The following is a 20,604-nucleotide window of genomic DNA, read 5'->3' as shown; positions in this document are numbered from 1 at the left end:
ACTTGCGGGAGGTGCCCCGCCGTTAGCGGCATCTTTCGCAAGTCGCTGAAAACACTTGCGGAAAACCTTGACGTGTACACAAGCCGAACGGCAGGCTCCCCTGCGGAATCCCCCCATGGCGGCCTGGCGCGTGGCTGCTTTCGTGGGCGCGGTGTGCCCTGCCGTGCCCCATGACGAAGGAGCCGCAAGATGCAGCATCGTTCCCGTGTGCTGGGCGGGGCGCTGGCCGGAGTGCTGGCCGCGGCCGGCCTCGCCGCGTACGCCCCCTGGTCCTCGCAGGCCACCCCACCCGGCGAGAAGACCGTCACCGCCACCCTGTTCGAGTGGAAGTTCGCGGACGTGGCCAAGGCGTGCACCGATGAACTGGGCCCGGCCGGTTACGGCTACGTCGAGGTCTCGCCCGCCTCCGAGCACATCCAGGGCGACCAGTGGTGGACCTCCTATCAGCCCGTCAGCTACAAGATCGCCGGACGCCTCGGTGACCGCGACGCCTTCGCCGCGATGGTCAGCGCCTGCCACGGAGCGGGTGTGAAGGTCGTCGCCGACGCGGTGATCAACCACATGGCGGCCGGATCCGGTACCGGCACCGGCGGGACGCAGTACGGCAAGTACAGCTATCCGGGCTCCTACCAGGACCAGGACTTCCACAGCTGCCGCAAACCCATCTCCGACTACGGCAACCGGGACGACGTCCAGAACTGCGAACTGGTCGGCCTGGCCGACCTGGACACCGGCAGCGACGCGGTGCGCACCACCATTGCCGGGTACCTGGACGATCTGCGGTCGCTGGGCGTCGACGGATTCCGGGTGGACGCCGCCAAGCACATCTCCGCCACCGACATCGCCGCCATCAAGGGGAAGATGAGCGACCCCGGCTACTGGGTCCAGGAGGTGATCCACGGCGACGGCGAGGCGGTCCAGCCGGAGGAGTACACCGGCATCGGCGACGTCGACGAATTCCGCTACGGCGGGCACCTCAAGAGCGCCTTCCAGGGCGGCGACCTCGCCCGGTTGAAGTCCGTCGCGGACGGCAAGCTGGCCGGCGACAAGGCCAGGACCTTCGTCGACAACTGGGACACCGAACGCAACGGCTCGACGCTCACCTACAAGGACGGCGCGACCCACACCCTCGCCAACGTCTTCATGCTCGCCTCGCCCTACGGCTCGCCGAACGTCTTCTCCGGCTACGAGTGGTCCGACAAGGACGCCGGTCCGCCCGGCGGCGGCGACGGCTGGACCCGGATGCACACGAAGCGGGAGATCACCGGGCTGGTCGGCTTCCGCAACGCCGTGGGCTCCGCCGAACTGACCGACTGGTGGGACAACGGCGGCAGCGCCATCGCCTTCGGGCGCGGCAAGGCCGGGTTCGTCGCCCTCAACGGCGGTGACGGCGCCCTCTCGCAGGACTTCGCCACCCCGTTGCCCGCCGGCACCTACTGCAACGTGGCCAAGGCAGCCCCGGAGGACTGCGCGGGCAACACCGTCACCGTCGGCGACGACGGCAAGGCGAAGCTGACCGTCCCGGCCAAGGGAGCGGTCGCACTCCACATCGGCGCCAAGAGCTGAACCGCGGACCGGTCCCCGCGGCCCGCATGCGCGACGGCGGGCCGCGGCACCGGTCCGCCGTGCGCCTGCCTCACCCCCGCTCCGCCTCCGGGCGGGTGGCGCGCTCCAACTGCAGCAGGACCGACCGGTAGCCGCGCCCGCCTGTCGCGTGATCCATGCCGACCTCGCACATCCGGTTCGCGGAGAGATAGGCGTCGAACTCCCGGGAGGTGACCTCAGCCGCCTCGCGGGCGGTGGCCGACTCCGTCAGTTCCCGGTGCAGCATGCCCCGGTCGCCCGCGAAGGCGCAGCAGCCCGCGTCGTCCGGCACCACGACCTCCCGTGCGCACGCCTCGGCGACCTCCCGCAGCCGGTCCTCGTCACCCAAGTGCCGCATGGAGCAGGTGGGATGGAGCACCGCGGAGTCGACCGTGCGCAGGATCCGCAGATGCGGGAGCAGTTCCCGCGCGGCCCAGACGACGGAGTCGAGGACCGTCAGCTCGGCGTGCAACGCGCGGTTATCGGCCGTCAGGTACGGCACGACCTCGTGCCCGATGCCGAGCGTGCAGGAGGAGGCGTCCACGATCAGCGGCAGCCGCCCGCCCGCCGTCCAGCCCCAGGCCGCCTCGACGATGCGGTTGGCCATCAGGACGTTGCCCCGCTCGTAGCCCTTGGAATGCCAGATGGTGGCGCAGCAGGTACCGGTCACGTCTCCCGGGATCCACACCGGTCGACCGGCGCGCCGCGACAGGGCCACCACGGCCTCCGGAAGGGACGGCCCGCGGTACCCGTCAGGCTCGCCGAAGATCCGGTTCACGCACGCCGGGTAGTAGACGGCGACGGCGTCCGTCCTGTGGCTGGCGGGCAGCGTACGGGCCGCGGCACCGGGCAGGTGCGGCAGCCACTGCGGCACCAGGTCGGGGCGTACGGCCCTGCGGGCGGCGCCGGTCACCGACGCGGTCAGCCGGTCGCCGATCCGGTCCGCGGCCGCCACCGCCAGCCGCGCCGCCCGCTCGACGGCCTTGAACCGCCGGGCCGCCTGCGCCGCCGCCCACTCCTCACGCGGGGAGTGCCGGCGGCTGCGCAGGTCCTTCATCAGCGCGCCGGTGTCGATGCCCACCGGGCAGGCCAGTGCGCAGGTGGCGTCACCGGCGCAGGTGTCCACCGCGTCGTATCCGTACGCCGCCAGCAGTTCGCGCTCGACCGGGGAGCCGGGCGGCTGGCGCCTCATCTCGCGGCGCAGCACGATCCGCTGCCGGGGGGTGGTGGTCAGGTCGCCGCTGGGGCAGGTCGGTTCGCAGAAGCCGCACTCGATGCACGGGTCGGCCACCGCCTCGACCTCGGGAATGGTCTTCAGGCCGCGCAGGTGCGCCTGCGGGTCGCGGTCGAGCAGGACGCGCGGGGCCAGGATGCCGTGCGGATCGACCAGGGCCTTGATCCGCCACATCAACTCCGTTGCCCGCGGGCCCCATTCGAGCTCCAGGAAGGGCGCGATGTTCCGCCCGGTGGCGTGCTCGGCCTTGAGCGAGCCGTCGAAGCGCTCGACGGTCAGCCGGCAGAACTCCTCCATGAACGCGGCGTAGCGCGCCACATCGGCCGGCTCGGCGGCGTCGAAGGCGAGCAGGAAGTGCAGATTGCCGTGTGCGGCGTGGCCTGCGACGGCCGCGTCGAAGCCGTGCAGGGCCTGGAGTTCCAGCAGCGCGGCGCAGGCGTCGGCCAGCCGGGCCGGTGGCACCGCGAAGTCCTCGGTGATCAGCGTCGTGCCGGGCGGCCGGGAGCCGCCGACCGCGGTCACGAACGCCTTGCGCGCCTTCCAGTAGCCGCTGATGGCGGCCGCTTCCCGGGTGAAGGCATTGCTGACGGACGCCACCGGCGCGATCAGCGGCCGGCCCTCCAGCGCCTCCGCCGCGGCCTGCTCGTATGCCCGCAGCGCGGACTCGTCGGCCGCACGGAACTCCACCAGCAGGGCAGCCGTCTCCTTCGGCAGCTCCGCCCAGTCGGCGGGCACTCCCGGGACGCTCACCGAGGCCCGCAGCGTGTTGCCGTCCATCAACTCCACGGCCCGCGCCCCTGCTTCGTTGAACCGCGGTACGGCGGCGGCGGCCTCCCGCAGCGTCGGGAAGAAGAGCAGGGCGGTCGAGGTACACCGCTCCAGCGGCAGGGTGTCGAAGACCGTCTCGGCGATGAAGCCGAGGGTGCCCTGGGAGCCGACGATCAGCCCGCGCAGGATCTGGGCGGGCGTCGCACCGTCGAGGAAGGCATCGAGCCGGTAGCCGTTGGTGTTCTTGATCCGGTACTTGTCACGGATCCGCGCCACCAGCTCCGGCTCCGCCTCGATCTCGGCCTTGAGGGCGAGCAGTCCCGCGCACAGGGCGGGCTCGGCCCGCGCCAGCTCGGCGTCCGCGGCCGGGTCGGCGGTGTCCACGATCGTGCCCGAGGGCAGGACGAGGGTGAGCGAGGCCAGCGTCCGGTAGGAGTTGCGGGTGGTGCCGGCCGTCATCCCGGAGGCGTTGTTGGCGACGACCCCGCCGAGGGTGCAGGCGAGGGCGCTCGCCGGGTCGGGACCGAGCAGCCGGCCGTGGCGGGCGAGGGTGGTGTTGGCCCGCCAGACCGTGGTGCCCGGCAGGATCCTGGCGCGCGCGCCGCCGTCGAGCACCTCGATGCCGGCCCAGTGACGCCGTACGTCCACCAGGATGTCCTCGCCCTGCGCCTGGCCGTTCAGGGAGGTCCCGGCGGCCCGGAAGACGACGTTGCGGCCCTTGCCGTGGGCGTAGGAGAAGACCGCGGAGATGTCGTCGACGTCCTCGGCCAGCACCACGACCTGCGGGACGAAGCGGTAAGGGCTGGCGTCCGAGGCGTAGGCGACCAGGTCGGAGATCTTGTGGAGCACCTTCTCCGCGCCGAGCAGCGCGATGAGGTCGGCGCGCAGCGGTTCGGGGGTGCCCCAGGCGCGTCCGTCGGGCACCCGGTCGTGCGCGGGGCCAGGGGGGCTCGTGGTGACAGCAGGTCGCAGGGCATCCGGCTCCGGCTCCAGCAGGGGCATGGCGCACTCCTCCGGTCGGCCGGCGCCGGTCCCGCCCGGCGCCGTGCGGTCGGTCAGCTGTCGGCCGACGGCGCGGAAGCCGGTCGGCCGCGGTTCAGTGGTGCGACCCCGGTCCGTCGACCAGAGTGGACAGCAGCTCGCCGAGGACCTCGCGCTGTTCGGCGGTCAGTGGAGCCAGGATGTCCTCCGCTGCGGCCCGGCGTGCGCTGCGCAACGCGCGGAGTGTCGACCGGCCGGTGTCGGTGAGCTCGATCCGCACCACCCGGCGGTTGTCCGGATCGGGCACGCGGCGCACCGCGCCGTTCGCCTCCAGTGCGTCCACCAGCGTGGTCACCGCGCGGGGCACCACTTCGAGGCGCTCGGCGAGGTCGGCCATCCGCGGCGGGGCGTCACGGCAGTGGTCGACGATGCGCAGCAGCCGGGACTGTGCGGGAGTGAAGGCGATGTCCAGATGCTCCAGGTGATGCTTTTGGGCGCGGTGCATCCGGCGGGTCAGCCGCACCAGCTGCTCTGCGACATGGGAGGTACTGACCGTCGGCTCGGGGGAGGGCATGCGCTGAGGATACAGGACCAAGTTCATTGTGAGTCTAGGTAACAATGAGCTAGGCTCCCTGGAATCGACCCGTGTCTTTCCGCCCGCCCTCACCGACCGCACCCCCCGAAGGAGCCCATGCGCAGCGACGAACCGGAGTGGACGCCACCGCCCAAGGATCCGGACCAGCCGGTCCAGCTGCGGCGGATCCTCGCCCTCTTCCGCCCCTACCGCGGCCGGCTGGCCCTCGTCGGCCTGCTGGTCGGCGCCTCCTCGCTCGTCTCGGTCGCCTCGCCGTTCCTGCTGCGCGAGATCCTCGACGTGGCGATCCCCGACCGCCGCACGGGCCTGCTCACCCTGCTGGCCCTGGGCATGATCGTCACCGCCGTGACCACCAGCGTCTTCGGTGTGCTGCAGACCCTGCTGTCCACCACCGTCGGCCAGCGCGTCATGCACGACCTGCGCACCGCCGTCTACGCCAAGCTCCAGCGGATGCCGCTGGCCTTCTTCACCCGCACCCGCACCGGCGAGGTCCAGTCCCGGATCGCCAACGACATCGGCGGCATGCAGGCGACGGTCACCTCCACCGCGACCTCCCTGGTGTCCAACCTGACCTCCGTCATCGCCACCGTCGTCGCGATGCTGGCCCTCGACTGGCGGCTGACCGTGGTGTCGCTGCTGCTGCTCCCGCTCTTCGTGTGGATCAGCCGGCGGGTCGGCAACGAGCGCAAGCGGATCACCACTCAGCGGCAGAAGCAGATGGCGTCGATGTCGGCGATGGTCACCGAGTCGCTGTCCGTCAGCGGCATCCTGCTCGGTCGCACCATGGGCCGCGCCGACTCGCTGACGCGGGGCTTCGTCACCGAGTCCGAGCGCCTGGTCGACCTGGAGATCCGCTCCAACATGGCCGGACGCTGGCGGATGGCCACCATCGGCATCGTCATGGCCGCGATGCCCGCACTGATCTACTGGGCGGCCGGCCTCGTCCTCCGGTTCGGCGGGCCCACCTTCTCCATCGGCACGCTCGTCGCGTTCGTGACGCTCCAGCAGGGACTGCTGCGGCCCACCGTCTCGCTGCTGTCCACCGGCGTGCAGATGCAGACCTCCCTCGCGCTCTTCCAGCGCATCTTCGAGTACCTCGATCTGCCGGTCGCCATCACCGAACCGGCCGAGCCGGTGCGCCTGGCCACCCCGCGCGGCGAGGTCCGCTTCGAGAACGTCACGTTCTCCTACGACCCCGGCGCGGGCGACACGCTCCGTGGCATCGACCTGACGATCCCGGCGGGCGGCAGCCTCGCCGTCGTCGGACCGACCGGCAGCGGCAAGAGCACCCTGAGCTATCTCGTGCCACGGCTCTACGACGTCACCGGGGGCCGGGTCACCCTGGACGGCACGGACGTGCGCGACCTCGACTTCGACACGCTCGCCCGCTCCGTCGGCGTGGTCTCCCAGGAGACCTACCTCTTCCACGCCTCGGTCGCTGACAACCTCCGCTTCGCCAAGCCGGACGCGACCGACGACGAGATCGAGCGGGCCGCCAAGGCAGCCCAGATCCACGACCACATCGCCGCCCTGCCCGACGGCTACGACACCCTCGTCGGCGAACGCGGCTACCGCTTCTCCGGCGGCGAGAAGCAGCGCCTGGCCATCGCCCGCACCATCCTGCGCGACCCGCCGGTCCTCGTCCTCGACGAGGCGACCAGCGCCCTCGACACCCGCACCGAGCACGCGGTCCAGCAGGCCATCGACGCGCTGTCCCGGGGGCGTACCACCGTGACCATCGCGCACCGCCTGTCCACGGTCCGCGACGCCGACCAGATCGTGGTCCTGGACGCGGGCCGGATCGCCGAGCGTGGCACGCACGACGAGCTGCTCGCCGCGGACGGGCGCTACGCGGCGCTGGTGCGGCGCGACGCGCACCGGGGACCGGCCCGTGCCGCCGCGGCAGGGCTGCCGCCCGTTGATCGTGACGCACGCCTCACCACTGCCGACGATCAGATGATGACCCAGTAAGTGACCCACGGGTAAGGTCGAGATCGCGGCGGCCAGTTCAATGGTCGGGGCGGCCGCCGCACCCACCCTTCGGCATCGTCCGCGTCCGCCGGGCCGACCTCACCGGGGAGCATCCGTGGCCAACGATCGTTCCGCCCGTCTCCTGGCCCGCCTCCTCGCCGGAGCGGGGGTCGTGCACTTCCTCGCGCCGAAGCCGTTCGACGCGATGGTGCCCGCGCGGCTCCCCGGCAGCGCCCGCGCCTGGACGTACGCCAGCGGCGTCGCCGAAATCGCCGTGGCCGCCGCGATCGCCGCACCCCGCACCCGCCGGGCGGGCGCCCTGGCCGCTGCCGGACTCTTCGCCGCGGTCTTTCCCGCCAACGTGAAAATGGCCTACGACTGGCGCGACCGGCCGGCGCCCCTGAAGGCCCTCGCCTACGGGCGACTGCCCGGCCAGGTGCCGCTGATCGCCTGGGCGCTGCACACCGCCCGCACCGCCGGGACCGCCCCGCAGCCGCGCCCGTAGGTGCGGTCCGGGGCGGCCCGACGGAGACCGGATGTCGGCTACGCGGGCGACAGCCGGTACGCGTGGCGGTAGGTCCGGTCCGCGTGCAGCAAATATTCCTCCAGCGGCGGCGCGCCCCAGGAATCGTTGCCGCCCACACCCATCTGCCGGTGATTGACGCCCAGGTGCGTCTCGCCCCGCCGCTTCACCTCGTACGGATGGCGCGGGCCGTCCAGATCCGCCGGAGTGTGGTGCGGCGCGCTGAGTTCCAGCAGTGGCCCGTCCTCGCCCGGTTCGGCGCGCACCCGCAGGCCCGTCCCGCCCCGGTCGGTGAGCGAGGCGGTGCGCACGTCGGTCACATTGCCGGTCTGCTGGGGGCGCCCCTCGCACGCCACTTCGCCGCACGTGTCCCTCCCCGCACACCCCACCTGCGCGCGTTTCGGTCCCCACGCGCCGCGCATGCCCCTGCCGTTGCTCACTCCGCCAGCAGAATCACCTCCAGCGTGCGCGGCCCGTGCACCCCCTCGACCCGGTCGAGCTCGATGTCGCTGGTGGCGGAGGGGCCGGAGATCCAGGTGAGCGGGCGGTCGGGCGACAAGCGTGGCAACCCCTCGGGCACCGAGCCGACGACCTGGCCCGGGACGCGGACGACGCAGAGGTGATGGTCCGGCACCAGCGTGATCCGGCGCCTGCCCTGATCGGGGCCCGCGTCCAGGACGAGGGTGCCGGTCTCCGCGATGGCGACCGCGCAGCCCGTCACCACACTGTCCACGGCGTCGAGTTCCTGCGCCGTGCTCTCCGCGCGATCGGGAACGGGGATGACATCGGCCACGGCCAGCCACCCGGGGTCCAGACCGGACGGCACGAGCACCGTCCTGGCGCCCCGCTCCGCCAGGAGCCGGCCGATCAGCGCCGGCAATCCGTCCGCGTCACTGCGGTGCACGACCGCCCGGTAGTCCGCGAGGTTCTCGGCGAGCAGGTCGACGGTCTGCGCCGTCGTACGCGAACCGTGCACCCGGTGGTAGTCGCGTGCGACCGGCGGATCCTCGGGTCCCTCGCCGCGCGGTACGTCGCCCAGGGCGCGCCGAATCCGCGCCAACACCACATCGCGGCTGCTCACTGGCTGCTCCCTCGCTCCTCGGACGTGCCCCGGGTGCGCTGCCACCAGTCGCGGAAGGACTCCGCGGGCACCGGCGGCAGATCGCGGGTATCGGACCAGGCACGCCCCGGCCCCGGCAGCCGCCGGGGGTGCAGCCGCCTGGTCCTGGCCGCCAGACGCATGCCGGTGCGCAGCGCGCCCGGGTGGTCGAACGCCCAGCCCGCCGCGCGCATCGCGGCCCGCTCCGCCGCGTGCCCCTTGGCCGGTTTGAGGACCGTGCGTACGCCGTTACGTGTCACCGGCCCGCCTTCCACCACCCGCTCCCGCAGATGCACCAGCACCTCTGGGATGTCGATGGCCACCGGGCACACCTCGTAGCAGGCCCCGCACAACGACGAGGCGTACGGCAGGGACGCTTCCAACGAGCCCTGTGTGCCGCGCAGTTGGGGAGTGAGGATCGCGCCGATCGGGCCCGGGTAGGGCGAGCCGTAGGCATGTCCGCCGGCCCGCTCGTACACCGGGCAGACGTTCAGGCACGCCGAGCAGCGGATGCAGCGCAGCGCCTGCCGCCCCACGGTGTCGGCGAGAGTGTCCGTGCGGCCGTTGTCCAGCAGGACGAGATGGAATGTCTGCGGGCCGTCGCCGTCGGTCGTTCCCGTCCAGGTCGAGGTGTAGGGGTTCATCCGCTCGGCCGTCGAGGAGCGGGGCAGCAGTTGGAGGAAGACCTCCAGGTCCTGCCAGGTCGGCACGACCTTCTCGATGCCGACGACGGAGATCAGCGTCTCGGGCAGGGTCAGGCACATCCGGCCGTTGCCCTCGGACTCGACGACGACCAGCGTGCCGGACTCGGCGACCATGAAGTTGGCGCCGGAGACACCCACCTTGGCGGTCAGGAACTTCTCCCGCAGATGCAGCCGCGCGGCCTCGGCGAGTTCGGCGGGGGAGTCGGACAGCCCGTCGGGGGCCGGGCGGCCCCATGAGGCCATCTCGCGGCGGAAGATGTCACGGATCTCGGAGCGGTTGCGGTGGATGGCCGGGACGAGGATGTGGGACGGCAGATCGTCGCCGAGCTGCACGATCAGTTCGGCCAGATCCGTCTCGTAGGCGCTGATCCCCGCCTCGGCCAGCGCCTCGTTCAGCCCGATCTCCTGGGTGGCCATCGACTTGACCTTGACGACCTCCCGCTCGCCGGTCTCTCGCACCAGCCGGGTGACGATGCGGTTGGCCTCCTCGGCGTCCGCGGCCCAGTGCACCTGACCGCCCGCGGCGGTCACCGCTGCCTCCAACTGCTCCAGGTAGTGGTCGAGGTGGCGCAGCGTACGGTCCTTGACGGCGGCACCCGCGGCCCGCAGCTGCGCCCAGTCGTCCAGCTCGGCGACGGCGTTCGCCCGCTTGTCGCGGATGGTGTGGGTGGCATGGGTGAGGTTGGCGCGCAGCCGGGTGTCGCGGGTGGAGACGGCAGCGGCCCGGGGAAAGGCCGGCATGCCCAGGTAGGTGCCGCTCACAGCACGCTCCCTTCGGTGCTCGCGAGGATCTCGGCGATATGGACCGGGTGGACCTTCGCGCCCTGCCGGGCGAGGGTGCCGCCGATGTGCAGCAGACAGGAGTTGTCGACGGTGCAGACCGCCTCGGCGCGGGTTGCGATGACGTTGCGGACCTTGTCGGCGCCCATGGCGGCGGAGACCGCCGGATTCTTCACCGCGAATGTTCCGCCGAAGCCGCAGCACTCCTCGGCGCCCGGCAGTTCCCGCAGCTCCAGGCCTTTGACATGCTCCAGGAGCCGCCGGGGACGGTCTCCCAGGCCCAGCATCCGCAGGCCGTGACAGGTCGGGTGATAGGTGACGGTGTGCGGGTAGTAGGCGCCGACAGGTCACCTTCAGTACATCTACCAGGAATTCGGTCAGTTCGTACATCTTGGGTACCGCGGTCGCGGCGGCGTCGGCGAGCTGCCTGCCGCGGCCCTCCGCTGCCGCCTTCGCCCCGATCCGCGGGTAGTTGTCCCGCACCATCGCCGCGCAGGAACCGGACGGGGTGACGACGTGGTCGTACTCCGCGAAGGCACGGTCGAAGCGGTGCACCAGCGGCTCGGTGGCGTGCCGGTAGCCGGTGTTGAACTGCGGCTGACCACAGCAGGTCTGCTCTGCGGGGAAGTCGACCGTCACCCCCAGCCGTTCCAGCAGCGCCACCACCGCCTGCCCCGTCCGCGGGTGGAGTGTGTCGTTGATGCAGGTGACGAACAGTGCCACACGCATGTCGCGCCCTCCTTTCGGCCGCCGCGGCCCCGGGGAGCGCCCGCCGGCTCCTCGCCCGGCGCAGTTCCGCCCGGCCCGGCCCCTGGCGGCCGGGCGGCCCGCCGGTACATGATCACCTGACGGCCATCCTGCCCCAGCGGCAGGCTCAGGAGAAGAACCGGGAGCGGGGGACACATGCCCAGCGCGGAACACGTGGCGAAGGACCGGGCGACCGGCGGGATACGGCCGCCCTCACAGCTGCGTCAGCTGGCGGCCGCCTCCGTCGGCAACGCCGTGGAGTGGTACGACTGGTACGCCTACTCCTTCCTCGCGGTCTACTTCGCGGATCAGGTCTTCCCCCCGGGGACCGGCAACTCCCTGGTGCCACTGCTGTCCACCTTCGCGGTCTTCGCGGTCGGCTTCTTCATGCGGCCGGTCGGCGGACTGTTGATGGGGGCCGTCGCCGACCGGCGCGGCCGCAGGGCGGCGCTGACCGTCACCATCCTGCTGATGGGCGGCGGCAGCCTGCTCGTCGCACTCACCCCGACCTACGCGAGCGGCGGCGTGCTGGCTCCCGTGGTGCTGGTCGTCGCGCGTCTGGTGCAAGGCTTGTCGGTGGGTGGCGAGTTCGCCGCCTCCACGACGTTCCTCGTCGAATCCGCCGGGCCCGGCCGCCGGGGGCTCTTCTCCAGCTTCCAGTACGTCTCCACGACGGTGGGCCAGCTGCTGGCGTCCGGGACCGCGGCACTGCTCGCCGCGCTGCTCACCGAGGGGCAGATGGGGCAGTGGGGCTGGCGGGTGGCGTTCTTCTTCGGCGCGCTGCTGAGTCTGCTCGGCCTGTGGATCCGCAGTGGCGCCCAGGAAACCCGCAGTGCCGCTCAGCAGGCCGCCGCGCGGCCCGGCCTCTTCGAAGCGCTGCGGCGCCACCCCCGCCAGTCCTTGCTGATCTGCGGCATCACCGCCGGCGGCACCATCGCCTACTACACCTGGACCACCTACCTGCCGACCTACGCTCAGGTCAACGCGGGCTTCGACAAGGGCGCCTCGCTCACCGTCGGGACCATCTCGCTGGCCTTCTTCGCGCTGCTCCAGCCACTCGGCGGGATGCTCTCGGACCGGATCGGCCGCAAGCCGTTGCTGCTCGGCTTCTCGCTGGGCTTCGCCGTCCTCGCCGTGCCGCTGCTCCACCTGGTGACCGACGCCTTCGTCTCGCTGCTGCTGGTGCAGTGCGCGGGCATGGTGCTGCTGACCGGCTACACCGCGGTCGCGGCGGCCGTGAACGCCGAGGTGTTCCCGGCGCGTGTGCGGGCGGCCGGCATCGGCTTCCCGTACTCCCTCACGGTGGCCCTCTTCGGCGGCACCGCCCCCTACGTCGGTACGTGGTTCCAGCAGGCCGGGCACGCGGGGCTGTTCCCCTGGTACGTGGCCGGGCTCTGCCTGGTGTCGTTCTGTGTCTATCTCACGCTGCCGGAGACCTCTCGGCAGACGCTGGAGAAGTAGCCCGGGCCCGGCCGGGGCGCCGTGGCTGCCCGAGCCGCGCCGAGGCGCCCGAACGCGGGCGCGCACACGGAGGCGCCGCCCCTCCCAGGGACGGGGAAGGGCGGCGCCGGTGGTGCGAGGTCCGTCAGACGAGCCAACCCACGAAGTGGACGACGCCGGCAAGCAGGTTGGTGAGGAAGTTCATCTGGTCTTTCTCCTTGTGCAAGTGATGCGTTGTGGGACCAACTCTCCGGCCCAGCAAGGGATGTCGACCGGAGGCGCCGTAACGGTCTGCAGCCCGTCGCTCGCGCCCCGTAAGCATCACCCGGCCCGCCCTCCCCTCGGAAGCCCCGTCGGACTCGACCACGCTTTCTGACGAACACTCGCTCCCGCGTTCGTTTGTTCCCACCGGTCTCGACCCCCGGTCCGGCCGGCGCCCGCCCGAATGGCGCCATTCACCCTTTTCGGCGCGACCGGTGCGCCTTGTGGAGATCCGGTAATTGAGCTTTGCGTGACCTTTCTCATTGCGTCAGACCGGGCCGCCCCTTGTTCGCGCGCAATTGACAAGCGGTCAGGAATGTGACGGTCGGGCAATGGCGGACATTTGGTCGATGTATGGCTCACGGAACTCACCGGTAGCGCAACGCTGCGTCAAAAACCCGGCAATCCTGCCCGAATCGTTCTCCGTTCGTGTCCGAATTTCACAAGTCGATCACGTGTTAGCGTCCGTCGCCGCGAACCGAACACGTGAAAGGAAATTTCGTGGGCCATATGCACCACTTCAGTGCGGGCTGGATATCCCCCGTCCTCGCCTACGCGATGGCGTGCGTGGGCTCCGCTCTCGGCCTGCGCTGCACCGTCAGGGCGCTGACCGCCGAGGGGCGCTCGCGGCGCAACTGGCTGCTGACCGCCTCCGTCGCCATCGGCTCGGGCATCTGGACCATGCACTTCATCGCGATGCTCGGCTTCGGCGTCACCGGCAGCCCGATCCGCTACGACGTGCCGCTGACCCTGGTCAGCCTGCTGGTCGCGGTGCTGGTCGTCGGCGCGGGCGTGTTCACCGTCGGCTACAGCCCGGCCCGGCTGCGCTCCCTGCTGCTCGGCGGCCTGGGCACCGGCCTCGGCGTGGCGGCCATGCACTACCTGGGCATGAGCGCGCTGCGCCTGCACGGGAAGGTCGACTACGACCCGGGTCTCGTCGCGCTCTCCGTCGGCATCGCCGTCGCGGCCGCGACGGCCGCCCTGTGGGCGGCGCTCAGGGTGCGCGGCGCGACCGGCGCGGCCATCGCCTCCTTGGTCATGGGGCTCGCCGTCAGCAGCATGCACTACACCGGAATGGCTGCCGTACGCCTGGAACTGACGCCCAGTCGGGCACCGCTCCCGGGCGCCACCGCAATGGAATTCATCTTTCCGCTGGCAGTCGCGCTCGGCTCATTCCTCTTCCTCACGGTGGCCTTTGTCGCATTGTCCCCGACCGCGCGGGAGCGTGCCGAATCCGCTTCTGCCGATTCGCTTCGCGAAGCCGAACTCCCCACCTCTGCCTGACCTATCGAGGAATTCATGCACGTACGACAGAACCCGGATCACCCCGGGGCCGAAGGGGATAATCAGCCGCCCGCCAACGGCCCGCGGCATGCGGTGACCGCAGCGCCCAAGTCCCGTAAAGGAAAAGGGAATCGCCGCATCCGGCTGATGCCCAGGTCGGTGCGCGCGAAGATCGTCGCCCTGCTCATGGTGCCTGTCGTGTCGCTGATCGCCCTGTGGGCCTTCGCCACGGTCACCACCGCGCAGAACGTCTCCGAGCTCGACCGCCTCCAGCAGATCGACGCCACCCTCGTCTCACCCGTCGGCGACTTCGTCGCGGCGGTGCAGGAGGAGCGCAGCACCGCGGCCCGCGCCCAGGCCGCGCCGGACGCCGGCCGCCGCCAGGCACTGCGTGACCGGCAGCGGGCGACCGACGCCGCCGCCTCCGCCCTGCGGGACGGCGTCAACGCGAGCAGCGCCGACGCGGAGGCCATCGACCCCGCACTGCCCGGCCGCATCGACAGGCTCATGGACGACGCCGACGGTCTGACCGCCCTGCGGGAACACGACGAAGCGGGCGAGGAAGCCACCGACCGTACGATCCGCTCCTACACCGAGGTCGTCGACCACGGCCTGGCCACGGTCGGGGCGCTGAGCGGCCTGGAGAAGACCGCGGTCGTCTCGGAGGTGCGCGTCGTCCTCGAACTCGCCCGGGCGCGGGAGGAGATCTCCCGCGAGGACGCGATCCTCGGCGCCGCCCAGGCGGCCGGACGGATGTCCTCCACCCGCCTCGACGCCTTCGCAGGCGCCGTGCACACGCAGCGCACGCTGTTCGCCGCCGCTGTCGACGACCTGCGGCCGCACGATGCCGCGGCCTACCGCCACGTCCTGAACGGCGCGGGGTACCGCGAACTGCACTCGGCGGAGAACGCCGTACGCGACGCCGGCGCCGGCACCCCCGCGGCCCTCGCCGTGCCGGCCGCCCACTGGACCCAGGCGAACGACGCGGTCCTGCGCGAGCTGCGTGCGGCCCAGAAGGGCGCGACCACGGGGGCCGCCCGCGACGCCGACCCGTTGTCCCTGGAGACCCTGGGCGGATCGGGTATCGCCGTGGTCATGGGTCTGGGCGGCGTGCTGCTCTCGCTGCTCATCTCGGTCAAGATCGGCCGCCGGCTCGTCGTCGAGCTGGAGGACCTGCGCAACTCCGCACTGCGGGTCGCGGGCCGCGACCTGCCCGAGTCCATGCGGCGGCTGCACGCGGGCAAGGCGGTGGACATCGACGCCGTGGCGCCGCGCGGCGAGCGCGGCACCGGTCGGGACGAGGTCGGCCAGGTCGGCGAGGCCCTTGTCGCCGTGCACCGCGCCGCCCTCGAAGCCGCCGCCGACCGCGCGGCCGCACTCAGCGGAATCTCCGGTGTCTATGTGAGCCTCGCGCGCCGCAGCCAGCTGCTGCTGCACCGTCAGCTCGCGTTGCTGGACACCATGGAACGCCGTACCGAGGACCCGGCCGAACTGGAGGACCTCTTCCGGCTCGACCACCTCACCACCCGCATGCGCCGGCACGCCGAGAGCCTGATCATCCTCTCCGGCGCCGCCCCCGGACGCGGCTGGCGTCACCCGGTGCCGCTGCTGGACGTGGTGCGCGCGGCCGTCGCCGAGGTCGAGGACTTCCCGCGGGTCCAGGTGCACACCGTCGCCGAGACGCGGCTCGTCGGCGGCGCGGTCGCCGACCTCACCCATCTGCTGGCCGAACTGGTCGAGAACGCGGTGATGTTCTCGCCGCCGCACACCAAGGTGCAGGTACGTGCCGAGCGCGTCGGCAGCGGCATCGCCGTGGAGATCCAGGACCGCGGGCTCGGCATGGGCAAGGAGGCGCTCGACGAGGCCAACCGCCGCATCCAGGACGCCGACGAGATCGACCTGCTGGACACCGAGCAGCTCGGCCTGTTCGTGGTCAACCGGCTCGCGCACCGACAGCACGTCCGGGTCACCCTGCAGGCTTCGGGCTACGGCGGCGTCACCGCCGTGGTGTTGCTGCCCGAAGCCCTGCTCTCCGGCGGGACCGGCGGGGAACCCTCGACCGCCGAGGGCGAATCGGCGGCGCAGGAGCCGGTATCGCTGCGGCACCGCCGACACCCGGGCGCCGGGCGGGCGTTGGCCTCCCTTCCCCGGCACCCGCGCGCACTCCCCACCGCACCGGCGCCGCACACCGGCCCGGACGCAAGCCCGCGGGAGCAGCCGCCCGGGCACCGCAACCCCGACGACCCGGCACCCGGTGACGCCATGCCCGAGCAGCCCCTGCCCCTCCGCGCGAACGCTCCCGCTCCCGCGGGGGAGGGTGCGCCCGAAGCCGATCCGGCTTCCGCCCCTTCCGCTGCCGCGGACGCCCCGGACACCGGGCAGGCGCCCCCGCCGGCGGAGGCCGACGGCGCTCTCCCGCGCCGGGTGCGGCAGGCCAACCTCGCGCCGGCACTGCGCACCAGCCCGCAGGAGCACCCCGAGTGGGTTCCGCGCACCGAGGGCACGCCCGCCCCGCGACGCTCCCCGGAGCAGGCCCGCGCCACCATGGCGTCCCTCCGCGCGGGCTGGGCACGCGGACGAGACGCCACCACTCCGCCCCGGCCATCGGGGCAGCCACCGCAGGCCGAGCAGGCACCGCCCCCCGGGGCCGCGCACCCACACGCGCAGGAGCCGTCCCGGCCGCAGCCACCACGGCACCCGCAGAACGCCGGGCGACCGAACGGTGCGAACGATGATCCGTCACGAGGAGAAGAGACACGATGACCGGCGAACAGCACCTTTCCGGCGAACTCAACTGGCTTCTCGACGACTTGGTCTCCCGCGTACTGGAGCTCCGCTACGCGGTGGTGCTCTCCGGCGACGGATTGGCGGTCGGGACGTCCACCGGGATGACCCGCGACGACAGTGAGCGCTTCGCGGCGATCGCGTCCGGCTTCCACAGCCTCGCCAAGGGCGCGAGCCGCCATTTCGCCGCCGGCCAGGTCATCCAGACCATGGTCGAGCTGGAGGGCGGTTTCCTCTTCGTGGTGGCGGCGGGCGACGGTTCCTGCCTGGCGGTCTTCGGCGACGCGGAGGCCGATGTCGGCCTGGTCGCCTACGAGATGGCCCGGCTGGTCAAGCGGGTCGGCGAGCACCTCGGGACCCCGGTGCGCGCCGGGGCGGAGTGACCGGCCGCCCATGACCGATTCCACCCCGCACTGGTACGACGACGAAGCGGGGCCGATGGTCCGGCTCTACGCGATGACCGCAGGGCGGGCCCGGCCGAGCAGCGAGGCTTTCGATCTGATGGCCGTGGTGCAGGCCGAGGACCCGCCCGGCGAGTTCCCCGTGCTGTCGCCCGAGCAGCGGTCGATCCTGGTGCTGTGCGGTGAACGCCCCCGCCCGGTGGCCGACATCGCCTCCGATTCCGGCCTGCCGCTCGGCGTCGTCCGGGTGCTGCTGAGCGATCTGCTGGCCGAAGGACTGCTCCGCGTCAACCGTCCCGTACCGCCCGCCCAGTTGCCCGACGCGCACATTCTCAGGGAAGTGATCGATGGACTCCGCGCGCTCTGACTCCTTCATGGCCCTCAAGATCCTGGTGGCCGGGGGGTTCGGCGTCGGCAAGACGACGCTCGTCGGCTCCGTCAGCGAGATCCGGCCGCTCAGCACGGAGGAGCGGCTGACCGAGGCAGGCCGGCCCGTCGACCGCCTCGACGGGGTCCAGCAGAAGACCACCACGACCGTGGCCATGGACTTCGGCCGGATCACCATCCACGACGATCTGGCGCTCTACCTCTTCGGCACGCCAGGACAGGACCGGTTCTGGTTCCTGTGGGACGAGCTGGCCCAGGGGGCGCTCGGCGCGGTGGTGCTGGCCGACACCCGGCGCCTCGCCGACAGTTTCGCGGCCATCGACTACTTCGAGCACCGCGGCATCCCGTTCGTCGTCGCAGTGAACTGCTTCGACGGCGCCCGCGCCTACCGAGCCGGGGAAGTCGCCCGGGCCCTCGATCTCGATCCCGGGACCCCGGTGCTGCTGTGCGACGCCCGGGACCGCACCTCCTGCAAGGAGGTGCTGATCGGACTCGTCGAGCACGCCGCCTCGTCCTACGAGGCGAGACTGCCGGCCGCGTCGGAGGCCGGGTAGCCGGCGCGGGGCTCGCCGGCGAGCAGGCGGCGGATGTCGCGGACCGCGGCGCGCCCCGCGCGGTTGGCGCCGATGGTGCTGGCCGACGGCCCGTAGCCGACGAGGTGCACCCGTGCGTCGCGCAGCGTACGGGTGCCCTCCATGGCGATGCCGCCGCCCGGCTCGCGCAGCTTCAGCGGTGCGAGATGGTCGATGGCGGCGCGGAATCCGGTGGCGTACAGCACCGTGTCCGCGGTGACCGCACGGCCGTCGGCCCAGGACGCGCCGGTCGGTGTGAGCCGCTCGAAGAGCGGCAGCCGCGTGAGGACGCCGCTCTCGCGGCCCCGCCGGACCGCTTCGGTCATCGGCAGCCCGGTCACGCTCACCACACTGCGCGGCGGCAGCCCCTGCCGGACCCGCTGCTCGACGAGCGCGACCGCGGCCCGGCCCTGCTCCTCGCCGAACGGGCCCTCGCGGAATACCGGCGGCCTGCGAGTCACCCATGTCGTGGCGTCCGCCACCGAGGCGATCTCCAGGAGCTGCTGCACGGCCGAGGTACCCCCGCCGACCACGACGACCCGCGCGCCCCGGAAGTCCTCCGGGCCGGGGTACTGCGCGCTGTGCAGCTGACGCCCCGCGAAGACGTCCTGGCCGGGGAAGCGCGGCCAGAACGGCCGGTCCCAGGTCCCCGTCGCGTTGATCAGTGCCCTGGTCGCGTACGTGCCCTCGGACGTCTCCACGAGCAGTCGGCCTCCCCCAAGAGCTCCGACAGGCTCCGTCCAGGGGGGATCTCCCACGTCGTCGCGCACCGCAAGGACACTCACGGGCCGGTGCACCCGCAGCCCGAAGGTCTGCTCGTAGTGCGCGAAGTATCCCCCGATCACCTCGGAGGAAGGACGGTCGCCGTCGGCGCCGGTCAGCTCCATGCCCGGCAGCGCATGCATGCCGTGCACCTTGTCGTAGGTGAGCGTGGGCCAGCGGAACTGCCAGGCACCGCCGGGGCGCGGAGAGTGGTCGAGGACGACGAAGTCACGGTCCGGGGCGTACCCCGCCCGCCGCAGGTGGAAGGCCGCGGCCAGGCCCGCCTGGCCGGCGCCGATCACCACGACGTCGACGTGCCGCACCCCGCTGTAGTTCATGTTTCTACTAACCCGGGGAGGGTCGGATGTCTTCCCGGAGGCCATGCCCTTCCTCGGTACGTCTTGAGGGCGGCCCTCTGGGTGCGGGTCTGATCCGGCACGCTCCAGGTCCGGGGGAAGCGCGCCGAGGCCCCGGTCGGATGGACGGCCGGGGCCTCGGCGCCGTGTAGCGGCACGCTCGCGTCAGCGGCCGCCCGCCACCAGCAGGGGAGCGCCGCCGGGAGCGGACGCCGGACGCCCGTTGGCGGCCGGCACTCCCGTCAGCGGTGACGCGAGCTCGTCCAGCAGCCCGCGGGCGGCCAGCTCGGGCCGTACGCCCTCGCCGAACCAGTACGCCTCCTCCAGGTGGGGGTAGCCGGACAGCACGAAGTGCTCGACCCCCAGGGCGTGGTACTCCTCGATCCGGTCGGCGACCTCGGCGTGGCTGCCGACCAGCGCGGTGCCCGCGCCGCCGCGCACCAGCCCGACCCCGGCCCACAGGTTGGGCGAGATCTCCAGCTTGTCGCGCGAACCGCCGTGCAGCGCGAGCATCCGCTGCTGGCCCACCGACTCGCTCTTGCCCAGAGCCTGTTGTGCGGCGGCCACGGTTTCCGGGTCTAGGTCGTCGAGCAGACGGTTCGCGGTCGCCCACGCCTCCTTCGAGGAGTCGCGCGAGATGGTGTGCAGCCGGATGCCGAAGCGGACCGTGCGGCCCTGCTGCTCGGCCAGCCCGCGGATCCAGTCGATCTTCTGCTTGACCTGCTCGGGCGGCTCGCCCCAGGTGAGGTACACATCCACGTTCCTGGCCGCGACCGGACCGGCCGCCGCGGAGGAACCACCGAAGAAGATCTCCGGCAGCGGGTCCGGCGGCAGGGCCGTCAGCCCGCCCTCGACCTGGTAGTGCTCCCCCTGGAAGTCGAACGGCTTGCCGCCCCAGACTCCCCGCACGATCTGCAGGAACTCGTCGGTACGGGCATAGCGCCGGTCGTGGTCGAGCGCGTCACCGAAGCGGCGCTGCTCGGTCGAGTCACCGCCGGTCACCACGTTCAGCAGCAGCCGGCCCCGCGAGATGCGCTGATACGTCGCGGCCATCTGGGCTGCCAGCACCGGCGAGATCACCCCGGGCCGGAACGCGACCAGGAACTTCAGCCGGTCGGTGACCTGCGTGAGCGCCACGGTCGTCAGCCAGGCGTCCTCGCACCAGGTGCCGGTCGGCGTCAGCACCGCCTCGAACCCCAGCTGCTCGGCCGCCTTCGCGATCTGGGCCAGATATTCGATGTCGGGTGCGCGCACCCCGCTCACGGGCGTGATGCGGTCCCGCTTGATGCCGCCGTCGGTGTAGGCGTGGCGGTCGACCAGGGTCCGTCCGTCGCCGCCGGTCGGCAGGAACCAATGCAGGTGTACGGACAT

16 protein-coding genes and 1 pseudogene are annotated in these 20,604 nt (G+C 72.1%); 9 read left to right on the top strand and 8 right to left on the bottom strand.

The window, feature by feature from the left end; all coding sequences use genetic code 11:
* The first annotated feature begins 189 nt into the window (after nucleotides 1-189).
* A complete protein-coding gene (locus ACGFZW_RS03950) occupies nucleotides 190-1,566 on the top strand; it encodes an alpha-amylase family protein (protein WP_393891422.1) in 1,377 nt (458 codons plus the stop codon).
* 70 nt (nucleotides 1,567-1,636) lie between these two features.
* On the opposite strand, the gene ACGFZW_RS03945 is transcribed toward ACGFZW_RS03950, so the two are convergent.
* Nucleotides 1,637-4,588: an FAD-binding and (Fe-S)-binding domain-containing protein gene (locus tag ACGFZW_RS03945; RefSeq protein WP_393891421.1), complete on the bottom strand. Its 2,952-nt coding sequence runs from the start codon at nucleotides 4,586-4,588 to the stop codon at nucleotides 1,637-1,639.
* A 94-nt stretch (nucleotides 4,589-4,682) separates the two neighbouring features.
* Nucleotides 4,683-5,141, bottom strand: coding sequence for a MarR family winged helix-turn-helix transcriptional regulator (locus ACGFZW_RS03940; protein WP_393891420.1), 459 nt, complete (start codon nucleotides 5,139-5,141; stop codon nucleotides 4,683-4,685).
* A 117-nt stretch (nucleotides 5,142-5,258) separates the two neighbouring features.
* On the opposite strand from ACGFZW_RS03940, the gene ACGFZW_RS03935 reads away from it, so the two are divergent.
* Both ACGFZW_RS03935 and ACGFZW_RS03930 read left to right on the top strand, forming a co-directional pair.
* Nucleotides 5,259-7,133: an ABC transporter ATP-binding protein gene (locus ACGFZW_RS03935; protein ID WP_393891419.1), complete on the top strand. Its 1,875-nt coding sequence runs from the start codon at nucleotides 5,259-5,261 to the stop codon at nucleotides 7,131-7,133.
* Nucleotides 7,134-7,248: 115 nt separating this feature from the next.
* The gene (locus ACGFZW_RS03930) at nucleotides 7,249-7,638 is read left to right on the top strand and encodes a hypothetical protein (RefSeq protein ID WP_393891418.1); all 390 of its coding nucleotides are present in this window, start codon (nucleotides 7,249-7,251) and stop codon (nucleotides 7,636-7,638) included.
* A 38-nt stretch (nucleotides 7,639-7,676) separates the two neighbouring features.
* Here ACGFZW_RS03930 and ACGFZW_RS03925 read toward each other — a convergent pair whose 3' ends face one another.
* From ACGFZW_RS03925 to ACGFZW_RS03910, 4 genes and pseudogenes are all read right to left on the bottom strand, one after another.
* Nucleotides 7,677-8,078, bottom strand: coding sequence for a hypothetical protein (locus tag ACGFZW_RS03925; protein ID WP_393891812.1), 402 nt, complete (start codon nucleotides 8,076-8,078; stop codon nucleotides 7,677-7,679).
* Nucleotides 8,079-8,092: 14 nt separating this feature from the next.
* Nucleotides 8,093-8,737, bottom strand: coding sequence for a lactate utilization protein C (locus tag ACGFZW_RS03920; protein ID WP_393891417.1), 645 nt, complete (start codon nucleotides 8,735-8,737; stop codon nucleotides 8,093-8,095).
* Complete coding sequence (locus ACGFZW_RS03915) at nucleotides 8,734-10,221, bottom strand: lactate utilization protein B (RefSeq protein WP_393891416.1); 1,488 nt, start codon at nucleotides 10,219-10,221, stop codon at nucleotides 8,734-8,736. Before ACGFZW_RS03915 ends, ACGFZW_RS03920 begins: the two co-directional genes overlap by 4 nt.
* Nucleotides 10,218-10,968, bottom strand: a pseudogene (locus ACGFZW_RS03910) ((Fe-S)-binding protein). Before ACGFZW_RS03910 ends, ACGFZW_RS03915 begins: the two are co-directional and overlap by 4 nt.
* A 174-nt stretch (nucleotides 10,969-11,142) precedes the next feature.
* Here ACGFZW_RS03910 and ACGFZW_RS03905 point away from each other — a divergent pair.
* From ACGFZW_RS03905 to ACGFZW_RS03880, 6 genes are all read left to right on the top strand, one after another.
* On the top strand, nucleotides 11,143-12,447 hold the full coding sequence (locus tag ACGFZW_RS03905) for an MFS transporter (RefSeq protein ID WP_393891415.1): 1,305 nt from the start codon (nucleotides 11,143-11,145) through the stop codon (nucleotides 12,445-12,447).
* Nucleotides 12,448-13,188: 741 nt separating this feature from the next.
* Complete coding sequence (locus tag ACGFZW_RS03900) at nucleotides 13,189-13,971, top strand: MHYT domain-containing protein (RefSeq protein ID WP_393891414.1); 783 nt, start codon at nucleotides 13,189-13,191, stop codon at nucleotides 13,969-13,971.
* 147 nt (nucleotides 13,972-14,118) lie between these two features.
* Entirely contained in the window at nucleotides 14,119-16,734 is a 2,616-nt protein-coding gene (locus ACGFZW_RS03895) for a nitrate- and nitrite sensing domain-containing protein (protein WP_393891413.1), read from the top strand.
* Entirely contained in the window at nucleotides 16,731-17,138 is a 408-nt protein-coding gene (locus ACGFZW_RS03890; protein ID WP_393891412.1) for a roadblock/LC7 domain-containing protein, read from the top strand. The genes ACGFZW_RS03895 and ACGFZW_RS03890 overlap by 4 nt, the downstream gene beginning before the upstream one ends.
* A gap of 10 nt (nucleotides 17,139-17,148) precedes the next feature.
* A complete protein-coding gene (locus ACGFZW_RS03885) occupies nucleotides 17,149-17,523 on the top strand; it encodes a DUF742 domain-containing protein (RefSeq protein WP_393891411.1) in 375 nt (124 codons plus the stop codon).
* Nucleotides 17,504-18,097 (top strand): ATP/GTP-binding protein, encoded by a 594-nt coding sequence (locus tag ACGFZW_RS03880; protein WP_393891410.1) that lies wholly within the window; start codon nucleotides 17,504-17,506, stop codon nucleotides 18,095-18,097. Before ACGFZW_RS03885 ends, ACGFZW_RS03880 begins: the two co-directional genes overlap by 20 nt.
* On the opposite strand, the gene ACGFZW_RS03875 is transcribed toward ACGFZW_RS03880, so the two are convergent.
* The gene (locus ACGFZW_RS03875; RefSeq protein WP_393891409.1) at nucleotides 18,058-19,215 is read right to left on the bottom strand and encodes an NAD(P)-binding domain-containing protein; all 1,158 of its coding nucleotides are present in this window, start codon (nucleotides 19,213-19,215) and stop codon (nucleotides 18,058-18,060) included. The genes ACGFZW_RS03880 and ACGFZW_RS03875 overlap by 40 nt on opposite strands.
* Before the next feature lie 183 nt (nucleotides 19,216-19,398).
* Entirely contained in the window at nucleotides 19,399-20,604 is a 1,206-nt protein-coding gene (locus ACGFZW_RS03870; RefSeq protein WP_393891408.1) for an LLM class flavin-dependent oxidoreductase, read from the bottom strand.

Source organism: Streptomyces sp. NPDC048248 (genome assembly GCF_043201875.1).
GTDB lineage: Bacteria > Actinomycetota > Actinomycetes > Streptomycetales > Streptomycetaceae > Streptomyces.
Note: the sequence above shows the minus strand (reverse complement) of the source record. Positions and strands in the feature narration are given on the sequence as shown.